This window comes from Haloglomus litoreum (assembly GCF_029338515.1).
GTDB classification, from domain to species: Archaea; Halobacteriota; Halobacteria; order Halobacteriales; family Haloarculaceae; genus Haloglomus; species Haloglomus litoreum.
In genome coordinates this window covers 658,293-674,870 of record NZ_CP119988.1, presented here as the reverse complement: position 1 = coordinate 674,870, position 16,578 = coordinate 658,293, and the positions used below count along the sequence as shown (strand labels likewise).

The following is a 16,578-nucleotide window of genomic DNA, read 5'->3' as shown; positions in this document are numbered from 1 at the left end:
ATCACCGTCCCTGGCGTGTCGCCGCAGTCTCCCGGACCGACCGGAGCTCCCCGTGGCGGTCCTGGGCCACGTGGGGCCCCGGTTCGTCTGCGGAGGGGTTCCGGACCCGCTCGACGACGCTCCGGACCGGGCCCCACTCGAACGACTGGAGCAGGCGGTCCAGTTTCGCCGCTGCCCCGTCGATACCGGTGAAGCTGACGAAGCGTTCGTGGATCGCCGGCTCGTCGGTCGGAACGTCCGGGTTGAACTCCCACGGGTGGAAGTAGAGTGTGGCTGGGACGCCCCGGCGCTGGATGCGCTCGATGGCCCAGTGGAGGATTCGGGTCGGCAGGAACCGGCCGTAGAACCCGCCGGCGACTGGAAGCCGGAGCAGGGGCCCAGCGACCGCGACCGGCACCTCCACCAGCCCCCCCTCGGTCGTCGTGTCGTCCCCGGCCCGGAACGGGGCTGCCGGCTCGACCGGATGGGGTTCGATGGCGGCCCGGTTGACACCGTACATCGGCGTCCGCACCGGGAAGACGCTGGAGTCGTAGCGGTAGCCGTTGACCTCGAGGACCGGGAACGCCCACTCGGTCCGGGGGGTCACCGAGAAGTTCGGTGCCCTGAACCCGACTGGCTCGACGCCGGCGGCGTCCCCGATAGCCGCTGCCGCACGGCGGAGTTCGTCGTCGAACTCCCGCGGTGTCAGCTGGAACAGTGGGGTATGCGTGTGCCCGTGAGAGGCGATCTCGTGGCCAGCAGCCGCGATACGCCCGACGAGGTCGGGATACGCCGCCGCGACCTCACCGACGACGAAGAACGTGGCCCGGACATCGTGGCGGTCGAGCAGGTCGAGGACGATGGCCGTCGACTGCTCGATGCGGTCGACCGGGTCCTGGACCGAGTCCGCGACGAGGGTCGCCGAGTGCCAGTGTTCGAGGTCGAAGCTGATCGCGTTCGTCGGGGGGTCGATCCGTGTCGTCACGGGGGTCCCCAGGATGGCCTCCGAGATTGTAATGCGACGGATACGTGGGGTAGAGCGGCCTTTCCAGCAGGTATGGTCACCCCTCGCGGCGGTACGACCCTGCTGCAAGGGACCCTCGGGGCCCCGGATCAGTGGTGGTCGAGGTCCAGGTAGCCGTCGAGCGAGCGGACGACCACGGCCGAGAGGCACGCGAGCAGTCCGCCGAGCGTCAGGAGGATGGAGGGGAGGGTCAGGTGGTGCGGGAGCGTCCCGGTCCGGACGAGGGTGGCGAGCGCCCAGTAGACGAGCGCGAGGCCGGCCGAGGCACCGACGAACCCCGGAGCGCCGAGGACGGTCATGGGGCGCTCCAGCGCCACAGCTCGGAGTATCGACCTGACGACCCGCAGGCCGTGAGCCACCGGGGGATGGGTGCTCGTCGCCTCGCCGTCGTACGTGATGGTGGTGTCGACCTCGGTGACGTCGTACCCCTGCCTGGCGGCGTGGAAGAGGATGTCACTGCTCGCGTCCATCCGGTCGCCGATGGAGGCGTCGGCCGCGAGCGACCGGATGGCCCGCCGATCGTAGGCCCGGAACCCGCTCTGGGCGTCGCGAACCCGGAACCCCACGTCGAACAGACGCAGGCACCCGGCCATCAGCCCGTTGATGATTCCGAGCCCGACGCGCCGGTACAGCGGCGGCTCGGTTCCGGACCCGAACCGGTTGCCGATGACGATCTCGCTGCCGGTCCGGCGCTGGGTCGAGACGAGTTCCGGGATGTCGGTGGTGTCGTGCTGGCCGTCCCCGTCGACGACGACGAGGTGGTCGGCGTCCAGTTGCCGGGCCTCCCGGAACAGCGTTTTGAGTGCCCCACCGTAGCCGCGGTTCGACTCGTGTTCGACCACCACGGCGCCGGCCTCGGTAGCCCGTTCGCCGGTCCGGTCCCGGCTCCCGTCGTCGACCACCAGCACCGTATCGGCGTACTCGTCCGACTCCTCGATGACGGCCCCGATGGCATCCTCCTCGTTGAACGCGGGGATGCCGACCAGGACCGACCTCCCGGAGGAGGTACTCGCCGTCGTCGGCGCCTCGACGACGTACTCGCCGGGCTCCGCGAACGCCGGGGCGACGGCCTCGAACGCCACGCGTTCGTCGAGCCGTCGGTGGAACAGCAGTCCGGGATGGCCGTGCCGGCGGGCGGTGGCGGTGAGGCTCCGCCGGACCGCCTCGCTGTCCGGATGGGAGCCCTCCGGAACGACGAGGGTGGCCCCCAGCCGCCGCACCACGGTCGCGACGAAACTATCCGCTTCGGGACAGGAGACCAGCACAGGATAGTCGTGTCGCTGTGCACGGAGGACGGCCCGGACCAGTTGCTTCAGGTTCGCCCGGTCGGCGACCAGTCCGAGCGCAGGGCGGTCCACCGACTCGGCCGGGACGACTCCGCGACGCTGCTGTCTGGTCCGGTCTCTCATATGAAGTCTCTGGCTGGTGAAAGCCCCGTATGCCGATGGGGAGCATTGTTATTTCCGGGCTATCCGTGCAGCAGGCAGCCACGCTTCGGGCAAGGTAGCGGTATCGCTCGGATTCCAGTCCGGTAAGTATCAACCAGGCATTATTTTCACAGGCCGTGTCGCGCCCCCACCGGACCGTCCCGGGACCCGGCGGGCGCGGAACGAGGTGACTACCCACCGGGATGCGGAGGCGGAGCCACGGGGAGCAGGCGAGCGCCGCACCTATACAGCCACCCCCCGAGGAGCCGTGTATGACCCATCGGGCCAACTACGCGCTGATGAACTTCATGGAGCTGCTCGGGGAGGACGAGGACGACCTGGACACGCCGTGGGCGGAGTTCGTGGGCAACCGGACCGACGCGCACACGTTCGACGTGCCGACCGACGACCCGACGGAGGGGTTCGTCCAGCTGCAGGCCTACGACGTGGGCGAGTTCGGCCACGAGATCGTCGTCAACGGCGAGCCGCTGTCGGGGTTCGACATCCCGCCGTCGCCGGGCTGGCAGTGCTGGATGGACTCTATCACGGGCACCGACCTCGTCGGCGGGGAGAACACGCTCCGGGTCCGGCGCGACGCCGCCACCGACGACGCGTTCGTCATCGGGACCGCGACCGTCCACTGGAAGGAGCCGGTCGAGTAGCGCCACCGGCGGCCCCGGACACCCCGGCGAGGAGTATATAAACCCAGGTAACAACTGCCGTCTCCCGGCGGGGGTCGGTGTCATCCGTTCACACACTATTCGGCGTCTTTCTGACCGCTACCCCCGATTCGTGGTGGGGCCGGCCGGCGCCACCCCGGACGCGAACGACGGTGCGAACGCCACATTTATATAGAACTGCTCGCAATCTTTCGCCTGACTATGAGCCAGCAGCGAATGCAGGGGCAGCCGATGATCATCCTGGGGGAGGACTCCCAGCGGATGAAGGACAAGGACGCCCAGAGCCACAACATCGAGGCGGCGAAGGCCGTCGCCGAGTCGGTGCGGACCACGCTCGGGCCGAAGGGGATGGACAAGATGCTCGTCTCCTCGATGGGTGACGTCACCATCACGAACGACGGCGTCACCATCCTCCAGGAGATGGACATCGACAACCCGACGGCGTCGATGATCGTCGAGGTCGCCGAGACACAGGAGGACGAGGCCGGCGACGGGACGACGACGGCCGTCGCGGTCGCGGGCGAGCTCCTGAAGAACGCCGAGGACCTCCTCGAGCAGGACATCCACGCCTCGAACGTCATCCGTGGCTTCCACCTCGCCAGCGAGGAGGCCCGCAAGCAGGTCGACGAGATCGCCACCGAGGTCGACGCCGACGACATCGAACTGCTGAAGAAGCTCGCCGAGACCTCGATGACGGGCAAGGGCGCCGAGCAGAACAAGGACCTGCTCGCCCAGCTCATCGTCGACGCCGTCCAGGCGGTCACCGTAGAGGCCGAGGACGGCTCCCACGTCGTCGATCTCGACTTCATCAACATCGAGACCCAGACCGGCCGCTCGGTCGGCGAGTCCGAGCTGCTGCACGGCGCCGCCATCGACAAGGACCCGACCCACCCGGACATGCCGAGCGAGGTCGAGGACGCCGACGTCCTCCTCGTCAACGAGCCCATCGAGGTCGAGGAGGCCGAGGCCGACGCCCAGATCAACCTCGACTCGCCGGACCAGCTCCAGGAGTTCCTCGACAAGGAGGAGGAGCGCCTCCGGGAGAAGGTCCAGCAGATCGCCGACTCGGGCGCCGACGTCGTCTTCTGCCAGAAGGGCATCGACGATCTCGCCCAGCACTACCTCGCGAAGGAGGGCATCCTCGCGGCCCGTCGTGTGAAGAAGTCCGATCTGAAGTTCCTGAAGGAGGTCACCGGCGCCAACATCGTCTCGGACCTCGACGACTTCGGCCCCGAGGACCTCGGCCACGCCGACGTCACCCGCGACGACGCCGACGACATGTTCCTCGTCGAGGGCGACGAGGACAGCCACGGCGTCACGCTCATCGTCCGCGGCTCCACCGACCACGTCGTCGACGAGACCGAGCGCGGCATCGGTGACGCGCTCGACGTCGTCGCGACCACCGTGAGCGATGGCCGCGTCCTCGCCGGCGGCGGTGCCGCCGAGGTCGAGGTCGCCTCCCGACTGCGCGACTTCGCCGACTCCGTCGAGGGCCGCGAGCAGCTCGCCGTCGAGGCCTTCGCCGACGCGCTCGAACTCGTCCCCCGCGTCCTCGCCGAGAACGCCGGCCTGGACGCCATCGACACGCTGGTCGATCTGCGCGCCGCGCACGCCGACGGCGACGAGCACGCCGGCCTCGACGTCTTCACGGGCGACGTGGTCGACACCTACGAGGCGGGTGTCGTCGAGCCGGCCCACGCCAAGGAGCAGGCGCTCTCCAGCGCCACCGAGGCGGCGACGCTCGTCCTGAAGATCGACGACATCATCGCCGCCGGCGACCTGTCCACCGAGGGCGAGGAGGACGCCGGTGGTCCCGGTGGCGGTATGGGCGGCGGCATGGGCGGTATGGGCGGTATGGGCGGCGGCATGGGCGGCATGATGTAGACCCCGGTCGGAGAGACAGCCGGCACTCGGGCGCCTTCGCCGCCCCCGTGGGTGAGGGCGGCGGCCCGACTGTCGTCGGGTCGGAGCCCGGGCCGACGGATTGGGTAGATTCCCCCCTATTGTGGGACGTTATCGTCCGATGCGGCTCTGTTCGTCGTCTCGCCGCGTTCTCTTCGGACCAGATAGGCGGACGCTATCAGAGCAAGTTCGAACAGCGGGAACTCGACCAGCCCGAATACGATTCCGATATCAGGCCCAGGACTGAGGACCCCGTCGGGGATGAGGAGCCAACTGGCGATACCGAGGAGGCCTGTAACGATAGCGAGCAGATATCCGATCTCCAGTTCGTACCGCAGGAGCATGAAGCTAACAGCACCCAGGCCGGCACCCCATATCACCAGTTGTGTCGCCTGTGTCGGCCAGTCCGATGCGTCAGCTGACGCTCCGTGTGAGAGTACGAGGAGAACCACGTAGCCGACCAGCAGGGCTTTCGTGATACTGTGCCACCTCTGTTGTCTCGACTGTACTCTCCCTGCCATGAATAAATCGACCACTATACGCTCTACAGGGAGAGAAGCGTCCATACCTTAGAGAATAAGTTGCTTTTTCAGCTCGATGCAATATTTTTGACCGCGCGTTCGGCAACGGTTCACCGATTACTACGGAACGACCACCTCGGCGAACCCTTTTGCTCGCTGTCGACCTATCGTTGGCCAGTGACCTCCGAGACACAGTCGGACCTGCCGGGCGGCGGTGGGTTCGAGAAACGGTCGTTGACGGCGCGGAACCTCCCCACGGAGCTCGGACGGGTCGTCCGCAACGGACCCGCGCTGGTGCGAGCGACCCGTGCCGGACGGGTTCCCCACCAGCTGGCCGAGAAGCTCATGCTGGCGACGACCGCCGTCAACGAGTGCCGGTACTGCGCCCGCTTTCACACGCACCTCGCACGCGAGGCCGGCATCGACGACAGCGTCATCGACGATATCCTCGAGCGGGACGTGGAGGCGGCCATCGACCCGGGTGAACGGACGGCGCTGCTGTTCGCACAGCACTACGCCGAGACCGACGGGGAGCCCTCCAGCGAGGCCGTCGACGCCCTGGTCGACGAGTACGGTGCCGAGATGGCGGCGGACATCCGGGCGTACGTCCGGGCCATCCACTTCGGGAACCTGCTGGGCAACACCGTCGACGCGGTCCGGTACCGGACACGGGCCACCGTGGGCGGCTGGGTGGAGCGATGCCCACGGATACGAACCGTCTCACGGAGCCGGGAGTGATGGTGCCGGACAGTCCGTAGGGGGCAGCCGACATCGGGAGCGGCCATCCGGTTCGAACGGCAGGGACGGCTGACACATCGGCCGGCGAGGGACGCAGGTGCAGGTCGGCGGGGTGGCTGGCGGGGGACTCGCCTCGAGAGTCCGACACGCTGAAGCGCCCCGCACGGCAGTCCCGGGTATGGACTACCACGAGGCGGCGAACTTCCTGTTCGACCTCCGCCGGTACTCGCCCCGGGCCGGCGTGGCGTCCACGGAGCGCCTCCTCGGCCACCTCGACGACCCGCACGCGGACCTGCTCCCCGTACAGGTGGCCGGCTCGAACGGGAAGGGCTCGACCGCGCGGATGGTCGAGCGCTCGCTCCGCGAGGCCGGCCTCGACGTGGGACTGTACACCTCCCCCCACCTGGACGACCTCCGCGAGCGGATCCTCGTGAACGACCGCCGGATGCGGAAGGGTTCGGTCTGCGAGTTCGTCGACGCCACGGAGGAGTACATCACCGAGCGGGCGGGCGCGGGCGAGTCGCCGACCTTCTTCGAGACGGTGACCGCGATGGCGCTGTGGGAGTTCGCCCGCGCCGACGTGGACGTCGCCGTGCTCGAGGTCGGCATCGGCGGGAAACACGACGCCACGAGCGTCGTCGACCCGGTCGCGAGCGCAGTCACGAGTGTCACGCTCGAACACGCCGACGTGCTGGGTGACACGGCGGCCGAGATCGCCCGCGACAAGGCCCACGTCGCGCCGAGCGACCGGCCCCTCGTCACGGGCGCGACGGGCGAGGCGCTCGCGGCCGTCCACGAGGTGGCCGACGAGCGCGGCGGCGTGCTGACGGTCGGGGCGGCGGACGCGGCCGACGCTGCGGACGACCGCGACGAAGCGCCGGACGTGACCGTCGACTATCACGGCCGCGAGGGCGTCGAGGGGGCCGTCACACTGGCGGGGCCGGACTGGTCGCTGGATGCGCGACTCGCGCTGCTGGGCGCGCATCAGGCCCGGAACGCGGGCGTGGCGGCGGCGCTCGTCCGACAGACGCTCCACGCGCTGGAGGGCGGGTCGGCCGGGAACGAGATGGTCGACCCCGACACCGCACTCCGGAGCGGTCTCCGGAACGCGCACTGGCCCGGCCGGTTCGAGATCCTCTCGCGGGACCCGCTGGTCGTCCTCGACGGCGCCCACAACCCCGGCGGCTGCAGGTCGGTCGCCGAGACGCTCGCCGAGTTCGACGGCGAGTTCGACGACCTGCACCTCGTCGTCGGCGCGATGGCCGACAAGGACCACGCCGGGATGGCCGCCGCACTCCCGCCGGGCGAGGTGTGGACCTGCCGGCCCGACGTGGACCGGGCGGAGGCGTCGGACGCGCTCGCCGCCGCGTTCGAGGCTGTGGACGAGGGGGCGAACGACGGCGCGGGGGACGGCGGGAGCCGCCACGCCCCCATCCACCGGAAGGGGAACGTCCCCGGCGCGCTCGCGGCGGCGCTCGACGCCGCCGGCGAGGACGACGCCGTCCTCGTCACGGGGTCGCTGTACACCGTCGCGGAGGCCCGGACCCGCTGGACCCGGCTCCACGTCCCGAAACGGGTCGACGACCTCCCGACCGCCGAGGCCGTGCTCCGGGACGCGAACGTCACCGACCCGGGCGTCTGGCGGATGCGCGGGAAGGCGGTCCATCGGACGATACGGACGCGGGTTCGGGTCCGGCAGGCCGAGTACCTCAAGCAGGAGATGCTCTCGCTGGGCGGGGAGTGCGCCACGTCGGGGCTCTCCCGGCAGGACGAGGAACCCGCCGACGTCGTTCTCTCGGGGACCCTCGCGCAGTTCAACCGGCTCCTCGAGAAACTGGACGGACAGCCGTACGGGCTCTCCCAGCTGGGCGACCAGCTGCGACGGCGCCTCGGCATCCGGACGGACCCCGACACCGCCGCGCGCGAGCGCGGCTACCCCTGGGCCGACGGCACCGCCGTCATGGGCATCCTGAACGTCACCCCCGACTCGTTCCACGACGGCGGCGAGTACGACGCCGTCGAGGACGCCGTCGCGCGGGCCGAGGCGATGGTCGAGGCGGGCGCCGACATCGTCGACGTGGGCGGCGAGTCGACCCGGCCGGGCGCAGACCCCGTCCCGGCCGCGGCGGAGCGCGACCGGGTCGTCCCCGTCATCGAGCGCATCGCCGACCTGGACGCGATGGTGAGCATCGACACGCGGAAGGCCTCGGTCGCGGCGGCCGCGCTCGACGCCGGCGCCGACCTCCTGAACGACGTCTCCGGGCTGGCGGACCCGGCGATGCGCCTGCTCGCCGCGGAGCGCGACGTGCCGGTCGTCGTGATGCACTCGGTGAACGCACCCGTCGACCCGGACGTCGAGGTCGCGTACGACGACGTGGTCGAGGACACGCTCGCGGGACTGGTCGAGCGCGTGCTGCTGGCGGAGACGGCCGGTCTCGACCGCTCGCAGATCCTCGTCGACCCCGGGCTGGGCTTCGGGAAGTCACGCCACGAGAACTTCGAGCTGCTGGGCCGCATCGGCGAGTTCCGCGCCCTGGGCTGTCCGGTCCTCGTCGGCCACTCGCACAAGTCGATGTTCGGGCTCGTCGGCGCCGACGAGGACGAGCGGCTGGCGCCGACCGTCGCGGCGACGGCGCTGGCGGCCGCCCGCGGTGCCGACGTGGTCCGGGTCCACGACGTGGCCGAGAACGTCGCCGCCGTCCGGACCATCGAGGCCGCCGACCAGCCCGACGACGGCTGAGGCGGGCGGAACCGGACGAACGGGCCGCAGCAGGCCCGCGAGGTGCCCGTCCGTGCGACCGGGGCACGAGGAGACCCCGGAAGCAGAAGCGATACAAGTCCCCGGCAGCGTACCTGGGACAATGGCAAACGCCCGGTACTCCATCGGTTCGCTGGCGGTCGCGGCCATGTTCACGTTGCCGTGGGTGGGGGTCTGGGCGACCGGCTCCGTCGACGGGCTCTCCACGGTGCTGCAGGTCCTCGTCGCTGGGGCGGCCGTCCTCGGTGCGTCGTTCCTGCTGGCGTGGGGCGCCGAGACCGCCGAGAAGGACGTCCCCCGGGCGTTCGCGCTCGCGGTCCTCGCGGTGCTGGCGGTGGCCCCCGAGTACGCGGTCGACGCCCTCTACGCCTACCAGGCCGGCGCCAACCCCGGCTCCGGCGGGGGCGACCTCGCGGTCGCCAACATGACCGGCGCGAACCGCATCCTCATCGGCCTCGGCTGGTCCGGCATCGCCCTGTTCTCCATCTACAAGGCCCGTTCGTCGGGTGACGTGGCCGTCGACACCAGTGGCAGCAGTTTCCTCTCGAACGCGGTGAAACTGGACAAGAGCATCGCCACCGAGATCCTCTTCCTGACCGCCGCGACCGTCTGGGCGTTCCTCGTCCCGTTCGGGATGCTCGGCGGCGGCCGCGGCATCGACATCGTCGATATGCTCGTGCTGGTCGGCATCTACGCCACCTACATCTTCGTCATCATCCGCGGCGAGGTCGACGACAGCGAGACCCACGTCGGCGTCCCCGCCTACCTCCAGCAGTTCGCCCGGCAGCTCCGGGTGCCCATCGTGCTGGGCCTGTTCGTCTACTCCGGCTTCCTCATCTTCACCGCCGTCGAACCGTTCGCGCACGGCCTGGAGGCCATCGGCGTGGCCAACGGCATCCCCGAGTTCTTCATGGTCCAGTGGTTCGCGCCGCTGGCGAGCGAGTCGCCGGAGCTCATCGTGACGGCCTATCTCGTCAACAAGGCCCGGACGACGGCGTCGTTCAACGCACTCATCTCCTCGAAGCTGAACCAGTGGACCCTGCTCATCGGGACCCTGGTCGTCGTCTACTCCATCGCGCTGGGCCAGTACGGGGCGCTCCCGTTCGGCGAGAAGCAGGCCGCCGAGATCTGGCTCACCGCCGCACAGAGCTTCTTCGCGCTGGCCATCCTCATCAACTTCCGCATCTCCGTCACGGAGGCGGTGGTGTTGCTCGTCCTGTTCCTCTCGCAGGTCGTCGGCGAGTTCGCCATCATCCGGCTGTACTCGGAGGCCGCCGCCGAATCCATCTCCATCACGCTCCTGTTCGCGTTCACGGCGCTCTACATCGTCCTGGGCCTGGGGCTGTTCGCCCGCCGCTTCGACGACGCCAAGCAGGTCGCCTCGCTCAGCCGCCGCCAGTTCAAGGGAACCGCCGACGCGACCGAGGTCCGGGCAGACGACTAGTGCTCGGGGGACCCCGTCGACCCCGGCGTACCGAAGGCCGACCGCCTCGCCGGTGTATCTTCCATGACGATATCTCGGACGATATCGGCCGAAGCCCGGGGCTCCCGGTTCGACCACTGTTGGCAGACGTTCGAACCACGCGATACCGCGGTCCACTGTACTGACCGGACGACGAGTCCGCCTCCGAAGCCCCCCGATACCGACCCGTGCGCTTTTGCCGGTCCTTCCCCTGCCATCGACGATGACCGACGACGCTGCCGCCGACGGGGCGGAACCGGCCGACACGGGCGGTTCCGGAAGTATCGACCCGGAGCGGGCCCGCGAGCGCGCGGCAGCCGTCCGCGAGTCGCTGGCCGACCGCGACGGCGTCCTCGTGGCGTTCTCCGGGGGTGTCGACTCCGCGGTGGTCGCCGCACTGGCCCACGACGCGCTCGGCGACGACGCCGTCGCGTGCACCGCGCGGAGCGAGACGCTCCCCGCCGCCGAACTCGACGACGCCCGCCGCGTCGCCGAGGAGATCGGCATCCGCCACGAGGAGGTCACGTTCTCCGAACTGGACGACCCCAGCTTCGTCCAGAACGACGGCGAGCGCTGCTACCACTGCCGGACGATGCGGCTGGGTGCCATGTTCGAGCGTGCCCGCGAACTGGATATCGACACCGTCTGCGACGGGACGAACGCCTCGGACCCGGGCGAGGGACACCGGCCCGGGCTACGGGCAGTCGAGGAACTGGACGCCTACTCCCCGCTGCTGGCCCACGACGTCGACAAGGCGACGGTCCGCGCCATCGCCCGCGAGTACGACCTCTCGGTCGCGGACAAGCCCTCGATGGCGTGTCTCTCCTCGCGCATCCCGACCGGGCTGGAGGTGACCGAGGAGCGGCTCTCGCGCGTCGAGCGGGCCGAGCGCCTGCTCCGGACCTGGGGCTTCGACCAGTTCCGGGTCCGCGACCACGACGGTCTCGCGCGCATCGAGGTCGGCGCCGACGAACTGGAGTACGCGCTCGACACCGACTTCGCGGCGGCCGCCCGCGAACACCTCGCGGACGCCGGTTTCGACCACGTCACGCTGGACCTGGCGGGCTACGAGACGGGGAGCGTCTCGCCGGACGGCGAGGCGGCGCCCGGTGGCGATGCTGGCGACGAGGGACTCCCCAGCGAGGCCGAGGTGCTGGACGCCGACTACCCGACCGGCGACGACTGACGCCGCCGCGGCCCCTCCGACCGCACCGACCACCGTCACGGCTATCGCGACCGCACCGACCACCGCCATTTACGGGTCCGTCCGTCGACCCTCGACCATGGATGCGGACGCGGGGACGGCGACGGGGCCGGGACGACCACCCGGCGACGACCTCTGGGACGCACTGGAGGCTGCGGGCGACCCCCTCCAGCCGGCCGTCGACGAGGCGGCCGAATGCGCCACGGCGGGCGCCCCGGTCGCGGTCGTCGGGGCCCCGTTCGGCGGCCGCGACCGGGTGCTGGAGCGGGTCGCAGACCGACTCGACGCGAGCCGGGAACGCCTGACACCGGGCGACCGACCGCCGGCGTTCGACGGCCCGACGGTCGTCGCCGACGCACACCACTCGTACCGGCGGACGGTCGGCGGGTTCGAGGCGCTCGATACGCTCGTCGAGCGGCTCTCCCGGACCGACGCCCCCGTCGTGACGGGCTGGAACCAGCACGCCTGGTCGTACCTCCTCCACGCTCGCGACGTCGACGAGGCGTTCGACGCGGTGGCGGTTCCGGCAGTCGACCGGGACGTGCTCGGCGCGCTCGTCAGGCGGTGGTCGCCCAGCGTCACGTTCCGGGCCCCACTCGAGGAGGCGCGGGACCTCCTGCGGGTCGAGCGCCGCCACTACTCGCTCCCGCTGTTCGGCGAGCGCGATGTCCCGGTGCCGGTCATCGACACGGACGCGCTCGACCATCGCGACGCCGAGGAGGACCCCGAGGCCGCGGTCATCCGGCGACTGACGACACTCGCTGACGGGAACCCGGGCGTCGCGTGGGCACTCTGGCACGACTGCGTCGGGTCCCAGCGGCACCCGGAGGTCGATCCCACGGCGCTCCGGACGCCGGTCGAGCGCGTCGGGGAGCGGGCCCGTGAGCGCGAGCGGACACAACGCGAACGTGGAACCGCCGGCGCGGGCACGCCCACGGGCGCCGACGACGCGGGGCCCGACCGTCGGGCCGCGTTCTGCTGCCGCCTCGTCCTCGCGAGCGAGTGGGTTCCGCGGCCGACCCTGGCCGAGAGCATCGACGGCGCCGACCGCCTGCTCACGGGCCTCGAACGCCGTGGCTACGTGACGGCGACCGACGACACCGTTCGGCTCCGGCCCGCGGCCGTTCCGGACGCCGTCGAACTGACCGACGGGAGGCGGATCCCGTGACGGTCGCCGTCGGGCCCCCAACCGGCGCGCTGGCGGTGCTGCAGTCGAGCCCCTTCGCCGGCCTGCAGGTCGACACCGGGACCGTCGCGCAGGCCGCGCTGGTGCTGGCGGTCGCGTACGTGCTGGCCCAGCTCGTGGCGGCGAGCCTGTCGGCCGTCTCCGAGCGGGCGGGCGACCGCCGCATCACGGTGAAGGTGTTCATCCCGCTGATCCGGTTCGTCATCTACGCGGTCGCCGTCGCCTCCATCCTGGGGGGCATCTTCCGGCTGAGCTCCACGCAGCTCGTGGCCGCGGGCGGCCTGCTCGGCGCGGCGCTCGGCTTCGGCATCAAGGACCTGTTCGCCAGCGTCATCGGCGGGCTGGTCGTGGTCTTCGAGCGCCCGTATCGGGTCGGCGACAAGGTGACACTCGGCAATCACTACGGCGAGGTGACCGACGTGGGTCTGCGCGCGACCCGGCTCGTCACGCCGGACGACACGGAGGTCGTCGTCCCGAACCTGTCCATCTTCGGCGAGCCGGTGGCGAACGCGAACACGGGGGCCGCGGAGCTGCTCGCGGTGGCCGAGGTCCACGTCGCGCCGAGCGCCGACCGCGAGCGAGCCGTCGAGATCGTCCGCGAGGCCGCGCTCACCTCCCCGTACGTCCGGCTGTCGGGCGAGCACCCGGTGACGGTCATCGTCGAGGACGGCCCACACTACACGACCATCAGGGGGAAGGCGTACGTGGCGGACCTGCGCGACGAGTTCCCGTTCACGTCGGACATGACGCGCCGCGCGCTCGCGGGGTTCGACGAGGCCGGCATCGAGCGACCCCGGTTCGTCCCCGACGAGGACGAACCCTGAGGTCCGGGAGCCGGCATGGCCTCGGGGTCGCCGGGGGAGCCGGGAGCATCGCGACCACGGGGGTCGTCGAACAGCCGTGCCCGCACGGGATTTAAGACGCTTCCACGCGCCCCCACGGTATGGACTACGAGTTGGCGATCGAGGGCGCGCCGGCGACGATCCCCGGCGGGACCGGCGTGTTGCTGGTCCACCCCAGCACGGGCGAGACCGACCGCATCGACACGGACTTCCTCAAGACCGACACCGACCACCTGCTGGTGGTCTCCACCCGGACCACCGCGCGCGAGGTCCAGCAGAAGCTGGAGTACTACGGCGTCGACGAGGAGCACGCCGTCATCCTCGACACCCTCTCCGTCGAGCGCGGCTACTCCCGGCGCTCGGCGAGCAACGTCCACTACGTCGGCGCGCCCGACGACCTCGACGGTATCGTGGAGGTCGTCCGCGAGTTCCTCGACAGCCACGACGGCAAACTCCGCATCAGCTTCGACTCCATCACGGAACTCGCCTACTACGCCGACGAGGAGCGGACCCGCGGCGCCGTCGAGGACGTGCTGGCGCTGCTGGAGGAGCACGACGCCGTCGGCCTGTTCCACCTCGCCGAGGAGGTCCACGACGAGGACGTACAGGCGGGCTACCGCGAGCTGTTCGACGGGGTCATCACGCTGACCGAGGACGGCACCGTCACCTGCGAGTTCTGAGGACGGCGGGCGCTCGGGGGAGAGAGCGAGCGGCAGAAGGCGACAGGGCGGCCGGTTCAGGCGCCGGCGCGCTCCAGCGCGGCCTCGATGTCCTCGCGCTGGGTGACGCCGACGAACCGCTCTACGATACCGTCGTCGTTCTCGATGATGAGCGTCGGGAGCGAGCGGACCTGGTACTCGTTGGCCACGTCCTGCTCCTCGTCGACGTTCACCTTCTCCAGGTCGAACCGGTCGCCCCAGTCCTCCTTCAGCTCGTCGAGGATGGGGTCCTGGGTCTTGCAGGGGCCACACCAGTCCGCGTGGAAGTCGTACAGGCTGACAGTCATGCTACCGGCGATTGCCGAGCCTCGCGCATAAGGATTTCCCAGTCGGGGGGTGCCGCCGGTTCGGCCCCCGTGCCGCCGGGCGTTCCCGGCAGGCCGAAAGGCTTAGGCACGCTGCTTCCCCACGGGTGGACATGAGCAGCGGACAGAACTCCGGCGGGCTGATGTCCAGTGCCGGCCTCGTCCGGTACTTCGACTCCGAGGACCGCAACGCACCGACCATCGACCCCAAGACGGTGGTCGCCTTCGGCATCCTCTTCGGCGTCCTCGTCCAGATCCTGAACGCCGTCGCCTGACCGGCTCGCTCTCCTCCGTCGTGCTCCCCCCGCCAGCCGTGCGGCCGCCGTGCGCAGCCGCGAACCCGTTATCCACGCCACGGACCTCCTCCGACCCATGAAGCGACGGGCGATGCTGGCGGCCGCCGCCGGCCTCGCGAGCGGGCTGGCCGGCTGTCTCGCCGGGTACCGCGGCTCGGTCCCGGGCGAGGTGGCGGTGGCGGAGAAGCCCACCGCGCGGTCGGGGAAGACGGCGCCCGGCAACGCGGGTCCGGTCGCCGAGAGCGGCATCCCCGCGACGGTCTGCCAGGAGCCGCCACTCGCCACCGATATCCTCGCCATCGACGACCCCGCGTTCGCCGCTTCCTGGGACGATGTCACGCCCGAGCGGCGCTACCGCCCGGACGTCGAGCGCCGCGACCTCCCCGACGAGGCCGTCGTCATCGGGCTGACGGCCGGCGGGTCGGATGAGGGAGACGCCGACGGGTCCGGTGGGCCGGCGGGCGACGGGTCGACCGGCACCTCGGGCGGTGGGACGGACGGTGACCGGACGGCGCGGCGCGCCCGGGCCTACCCGCTGTCGGTACTCTGGGAGCACGAGGTCGTGAACGACCGGTTCGGGAGGGCGGTGCTGGTCACGTACTGCCCGCTCTGTCGGAGCGGCGTGGTCGCCGACCGCCGTGCCGCGGGCGCGGTGACGCGCTTCCAGGTGACGGGCCTGCTGTGGAAACCCCCAGGCGTGTACGGCGAACTGAGCAAGCAGCAGGGGGCCGTCTTCGGGGCCGACGGGAGCGGGGCGACCGAGGCGGCACGCAACGGGAACCTCGTGATGCGCGACGACGCGACCGGGAGCTACTGGAGCCAGTTCCTCGCACGCGCCATCTGTGGGCCCCAGCGCGGGACGACGCTGGACATCCGGCCGGCGACGGTCGCCACGTGGGGTGCGTGGCGGCGTGAGCATCCGGGGACGGACGTGCTCCTACCGCCGCCCCACTCCGGGACCGTCGGGTAGCCGGACCGCGCGGTGGCAGTCCGCGCCCGGAGGCCACGCCGGGCGCACGGCTCGACAGGTGGAGAACGGGGAGAGAGAGAGTCGCGGGCCGTGGTGTGCGGGCTAGTCGTCGGCCGCAGCAGGTGCTTCGGGCTCGGACTCGGTCTCGGACTGGACGATCTCGTAGAGGTTCTGCCGGGCGTCAGCGAAGTAGACGTCCTCCTCGACCGTGTCGATCTCCTCCAGCCGTTCGAGCGCGTACCGGACCGTCCGGGCCGACAGCATCGACTCCTCGACGATGCCCTTCTGGGTCATGGGCCCGTTGTACTCGAGCACCTTGAAAACGAGCTTCGCGCTCGGCGGAAGGTCCGAGAGTTCCTCCGCGTCGGATTCTGCCATCTGTACCTGTGTCTGACGCGTGCCATCCGTATAAAGATTGAGGCATCGAGCCGCGTGCCGCCCGGAAACGGGCAGAACGGTATGGGACCGATCCAGTGTCACGCGTGTCACCACCCCCCGGGTGCCGGGTCGGTTCGCGCCGTCAGCGTGTGGCCGGCGGGCCAGCGGAGCGAACCGCTTTTGCCCG

The 16,578-nt window shown here is 70.6% G+C and carries 16 protein-coding genes; 11 read left to right on the top strand and 5 right to left on the bottom strand.

Annotated elements, in window-relative coordinates:
• Position 1: 1 nt before the first annotated feature.
• Positions 2–964, bottom strand: a complete 963-nt coding sequence (locus P2T62_RS03370) for a polysaccharide deacetylase family protein (protein WP_276260080.1) — start codon at positions 962–964, stop codon at positions 2–4.
• Positions 965–1,092: 128 nt separating this feature from the next.
• Entirely contained in the window at positions 1,093–2,412 is a 1,320-nt protein-coding gene (locus P2T62_RS03365; RefSeq protein WP_276260079.1) for a glycosyltransferase family 2 protein, read from the bottom strand.
• A 290-nt stretch (positions 2,413–2,702) separates the two neighbouring features.
• On the opposite strand from P2T62_RS03365, the gene P2T62_RS03360 reads away from it, so the two are divergent.
• Both P2T62_RS03360 and thsB read left to right on the top strand, forming a co-directional pair.
• Entirely contained in the window at positions 2,703–3,092 is a 390-nt protein-coding gene (locus P2T62_RS03360; RefSeq protein WP_276260078.1) for a DUF7383 domain-containing protein, read from the top strand.
• Positions 3,093–3,311: 219 nt separating this feature from the next.
• The gene (gene thsB / locus P2T62_RS03355; protein ID WP_420028408.1) at positions 3,312–4,994 is read left to right on the top strand and encodes a thermosome subunit beta; all 1,683 of its coding nucleotides are present in this window, start codon (positions 3,312–3,314) and stop codon (positions 4,992–4,994) included.
• Positions 4,995–5,110: 116 nt separating this feature from the next.
• Here the strand turns inward: thsB and P2T62_RS03350 are convergent, their stop codons facing one another.
• Entirely contained in the window at positions 5,111–5,533 is a 423-nt protein-coding gene (locus tag P2T62_RS03350; protein ID WP_276260077.1) for a hypothetical protein, read from the bottom strand.
• A 177-nt stretch (positions 5,534–5,710) separates the two neighbouring features.
• Between P2T62_RS03350 and P2T62_RS03345 the strand changes: the two genes are divergently transcribed.
• The 7 genes from P2T62_RS03345 (at position 5,711) to P2T62_RS03315 (ending at position 14,403) form a co-directional block, all read left to right on the top strand.
• Complete coding sequence (locus P2T62_RS03345; protein ID WP_276260076.1) at positions 5,711–6,271, top strand: carboxymuconolactone decarboxylase family protein; 561 nt, start codon at positions 5,711–5,713, stop codon at positions 6,269–6,271.
• 178 nt (positions 6,272–6,449) lie between these two features.
• Positions 6,450–9,011, top strand: a complete 2,562-nt coding sequence (gene folP / locus P2T62_RS03340) for a dihydropteroate synthase (protein WP_276260075.1) — start codon at positions 6,450–6,452, stop codon at positions 9,009–9,011.
• A gap of 121 nt (positions 9,012–9,132) precedes the next feature.
• Positions 9,133–10,473 (top strand): sodium/calcium exchanger protein, encoded by a 1,341-nt coding sequence (locus tag P2T62_RS03335; protein ID WP_276260074.1) that lies wholly within the window; start codon positions 9,133–9,135, stop codon positions 10,471–10,473.
• 241 nt (positions 10,474–10,714) lie between these two features.
• Entirely contained in the window at positions 10,715–11,677 is a 963-nt protein-coding gene (larE, locus tag P2T62_RS03330) for an ATP-dependent sacrificial sulfur transferase LarE (protein ID WP_276260073.1), read from the top strand.
• A 97-nt stretch (positions 11,678–11,774) separates the two neighbouring features.
• On the top strand, positions 11,775–12,863 hold the full coding sequence (locus P2T62_RS03325; RefSeq protein WP_276260072.1) for a hypothetical protein: 1,089 nt from the start codon (positions 11,775–11,777) through the stop codon (positions 12,861–12,863).
• Entirely contained in the window at positions 12,860–13,705 is an 846-nt protein-coding gene (locus tag P2T62_RS03320) for a mechanosensitive ion channel family protein (protein WP_276260071.1), read from the top strand. Before P2T62_RS03325 ends, P2T62_RS03320 begins: the two co-directional genes overlap by 4 nt.
• A gap of 119 nt (positions 13,706–13,824) precedes the next feature.
• Positions 13,825–14,403 carry a DUF7090 family protein gene (locus tag P2T62_RS03315; protein ID WP_276260070.1) on the top strand — a complete coding sequence of 193 codons (579 nt, stop codon included), beginning with the start codon at positions 13,825–13,827 and terminating at the stop codon, positions 14,401–14,403.
• 56 nt (positions 14,404–14,459) lie between these two features.
• On the opposite strand, the gene P2T62_RS03310 is transcribed toward P2T62_RS03315, so the two are convergent.
• Positions 14,460–14,729 (bottom strand): thioredoxin family protein, encoded by a 270-nt coding sequence (locus P2T62_RS03310; protein WP_276260069.1) that lies wholly within the window; start codon positions 14,727–14,729, stop codon positions 14,460–14,462.
• 131 nt (positions 14,730–14,860) lie between these two features.
• Between P2T62_RS03310 and P2T62_RS03305 the strand changes: the two genes are divergently transcribed.
• Together P2T62_RS03305 and P2T62_RS03300 are read left to right on the top strand one after the other, a co-directional pair.
• On the top strand, positions 14,861–15,022 hold the full coding sequence (locus P2T62_RS03305; RefSeq protein ID WP_276260068.1) for a preprotein translocase subunit Sec61beta: 162 nt from the start codon (positions 14,861–14,863) through the stop codon (positions 15,020–15,022).
• Between the two features lie 97 nt (positions 15,023–15,119).
• The gene (locus tag P2T62_RS03300; protein ID WP_276260067.1) at positions 15,120–16,013 is read left to right on the top strand and encodes a DUF3179 domain-containing (seleno)protein; all 894 of its coding nucleotides are present in this window, start codon (positions 15,120–15,122) and stop codon (positions 16,011–16,013) included.
• Positions 16,014–16,115: 102 nt separating this feature from the next.
• Here the strand turns inward: P2T62_RS03300 and P2T62_RS03295 are convergent, their stop codons facing one another.
• A complete protein-coding gene (locus P2T62_RS03295; protein WP_276260066.1) occupies positions 16,116–16,391 on the bottom strand; it encodes a MarR family transcriptional regulator in 276 nt (91 codons plus the stop codon).
• Between the last annotated feature and the right edge of the window lie 187 nt (positions 16,392–16,578).

Excerpts from the sequence above, each read along its gene's own strand:
- folP (WP_276260075.1), top strand. The coding sequence starts at position 6,450 with ATGGACTACCACGAGGCGGCGAACTTCCTGTTCGACCTCCGCCGGTAC.
- P2T62_RS03295 (WP_276260066.1), bottom strand. The coding sequence starts at position 16,391 with ATGGCAGAATCCGACGCGGAGGAACTCTCGGACCTTCCGCCGAGCGCG.
- P2T62_RS03300 (WP_276260067.1), top strand. The coding sequence starts at position 15,120 with ATGAAGCGACGGGCGATGCTGGCGGCCGCCGCCGGCCTCGCGAGCGGG.
- thsB (WP_420028408.1), top strand. The coding sequence starts at position 3,312 with ATGAGCCAGCAGCGAATGCAGGGGCAGCCGATGATCATCCTGGGGGAG.
- P2T62_RS03365 (WP_276260079.1), bottom strand. The coding sequence starts at position 2,412 with ATGAGAGACCGGACCAGACAGCAGCGTCGCGGAGTCGTCCCGGCCGAG.
- P2T62_RS03325 (WP_276260072.1), top strand. The coding sequence starts at position 11,775 with ATGGATGCGGACGCGGGGACGGCGACGGGGCCGGGACGACCACCCGGC.
- P2T62_RS03305 (WP_276260068.1), top strand. The coding sequence starts at position 14,861 with ATGAGCAGCGGACAGAACTCCGGCGGGCTGATGTCCAGTGCCGGCCTC.
- P2T62_RS03360 (WP_276260078.1), top strand. The coding sequence starts at position 2,703 with ATGACCCATCGGGCCAACTACGCGCTGATGAACTTCATGGAGCTGCTC.
- larE (WP_276260073.1), top strand. The coding sequence starts at position 10,715 with ATGACCGACGACGCTGCCGCCGACGGGGCGGAACCGGCCGACACGGGC.
- P2T62_RS03310 (WP_276260069.1), bottom strand. The coding sequence starts at position 14,729 with ATGACTGTCAGCCTGTACGACTTCCACGCGGACTGGTGTGGCCCCTGC.
- P2T62_RS03350 (WP_276260077.1), bottom strand. The coding sequence starts at position 5,533 with ATGGCAGGGAGAGTACAGTCGAGACAACAGAGGTGGCACAGTATCACG.
- P2T62_RS03335 (WP_276260074.1), top strand. The coding sequence starts at position 9,133 with ATGGCAAACGCCCGGTACTCCATCGGTTCGCTGGCGGTCGCGGCCATG.
- P2T62_RS03315 (WP_276260070.1), top strand. The coding sequence starts at position 13,825 with ATGGACTACGAGTTGGCGATCGAGGGCGCGCCGGCGACGATCCCCGGC.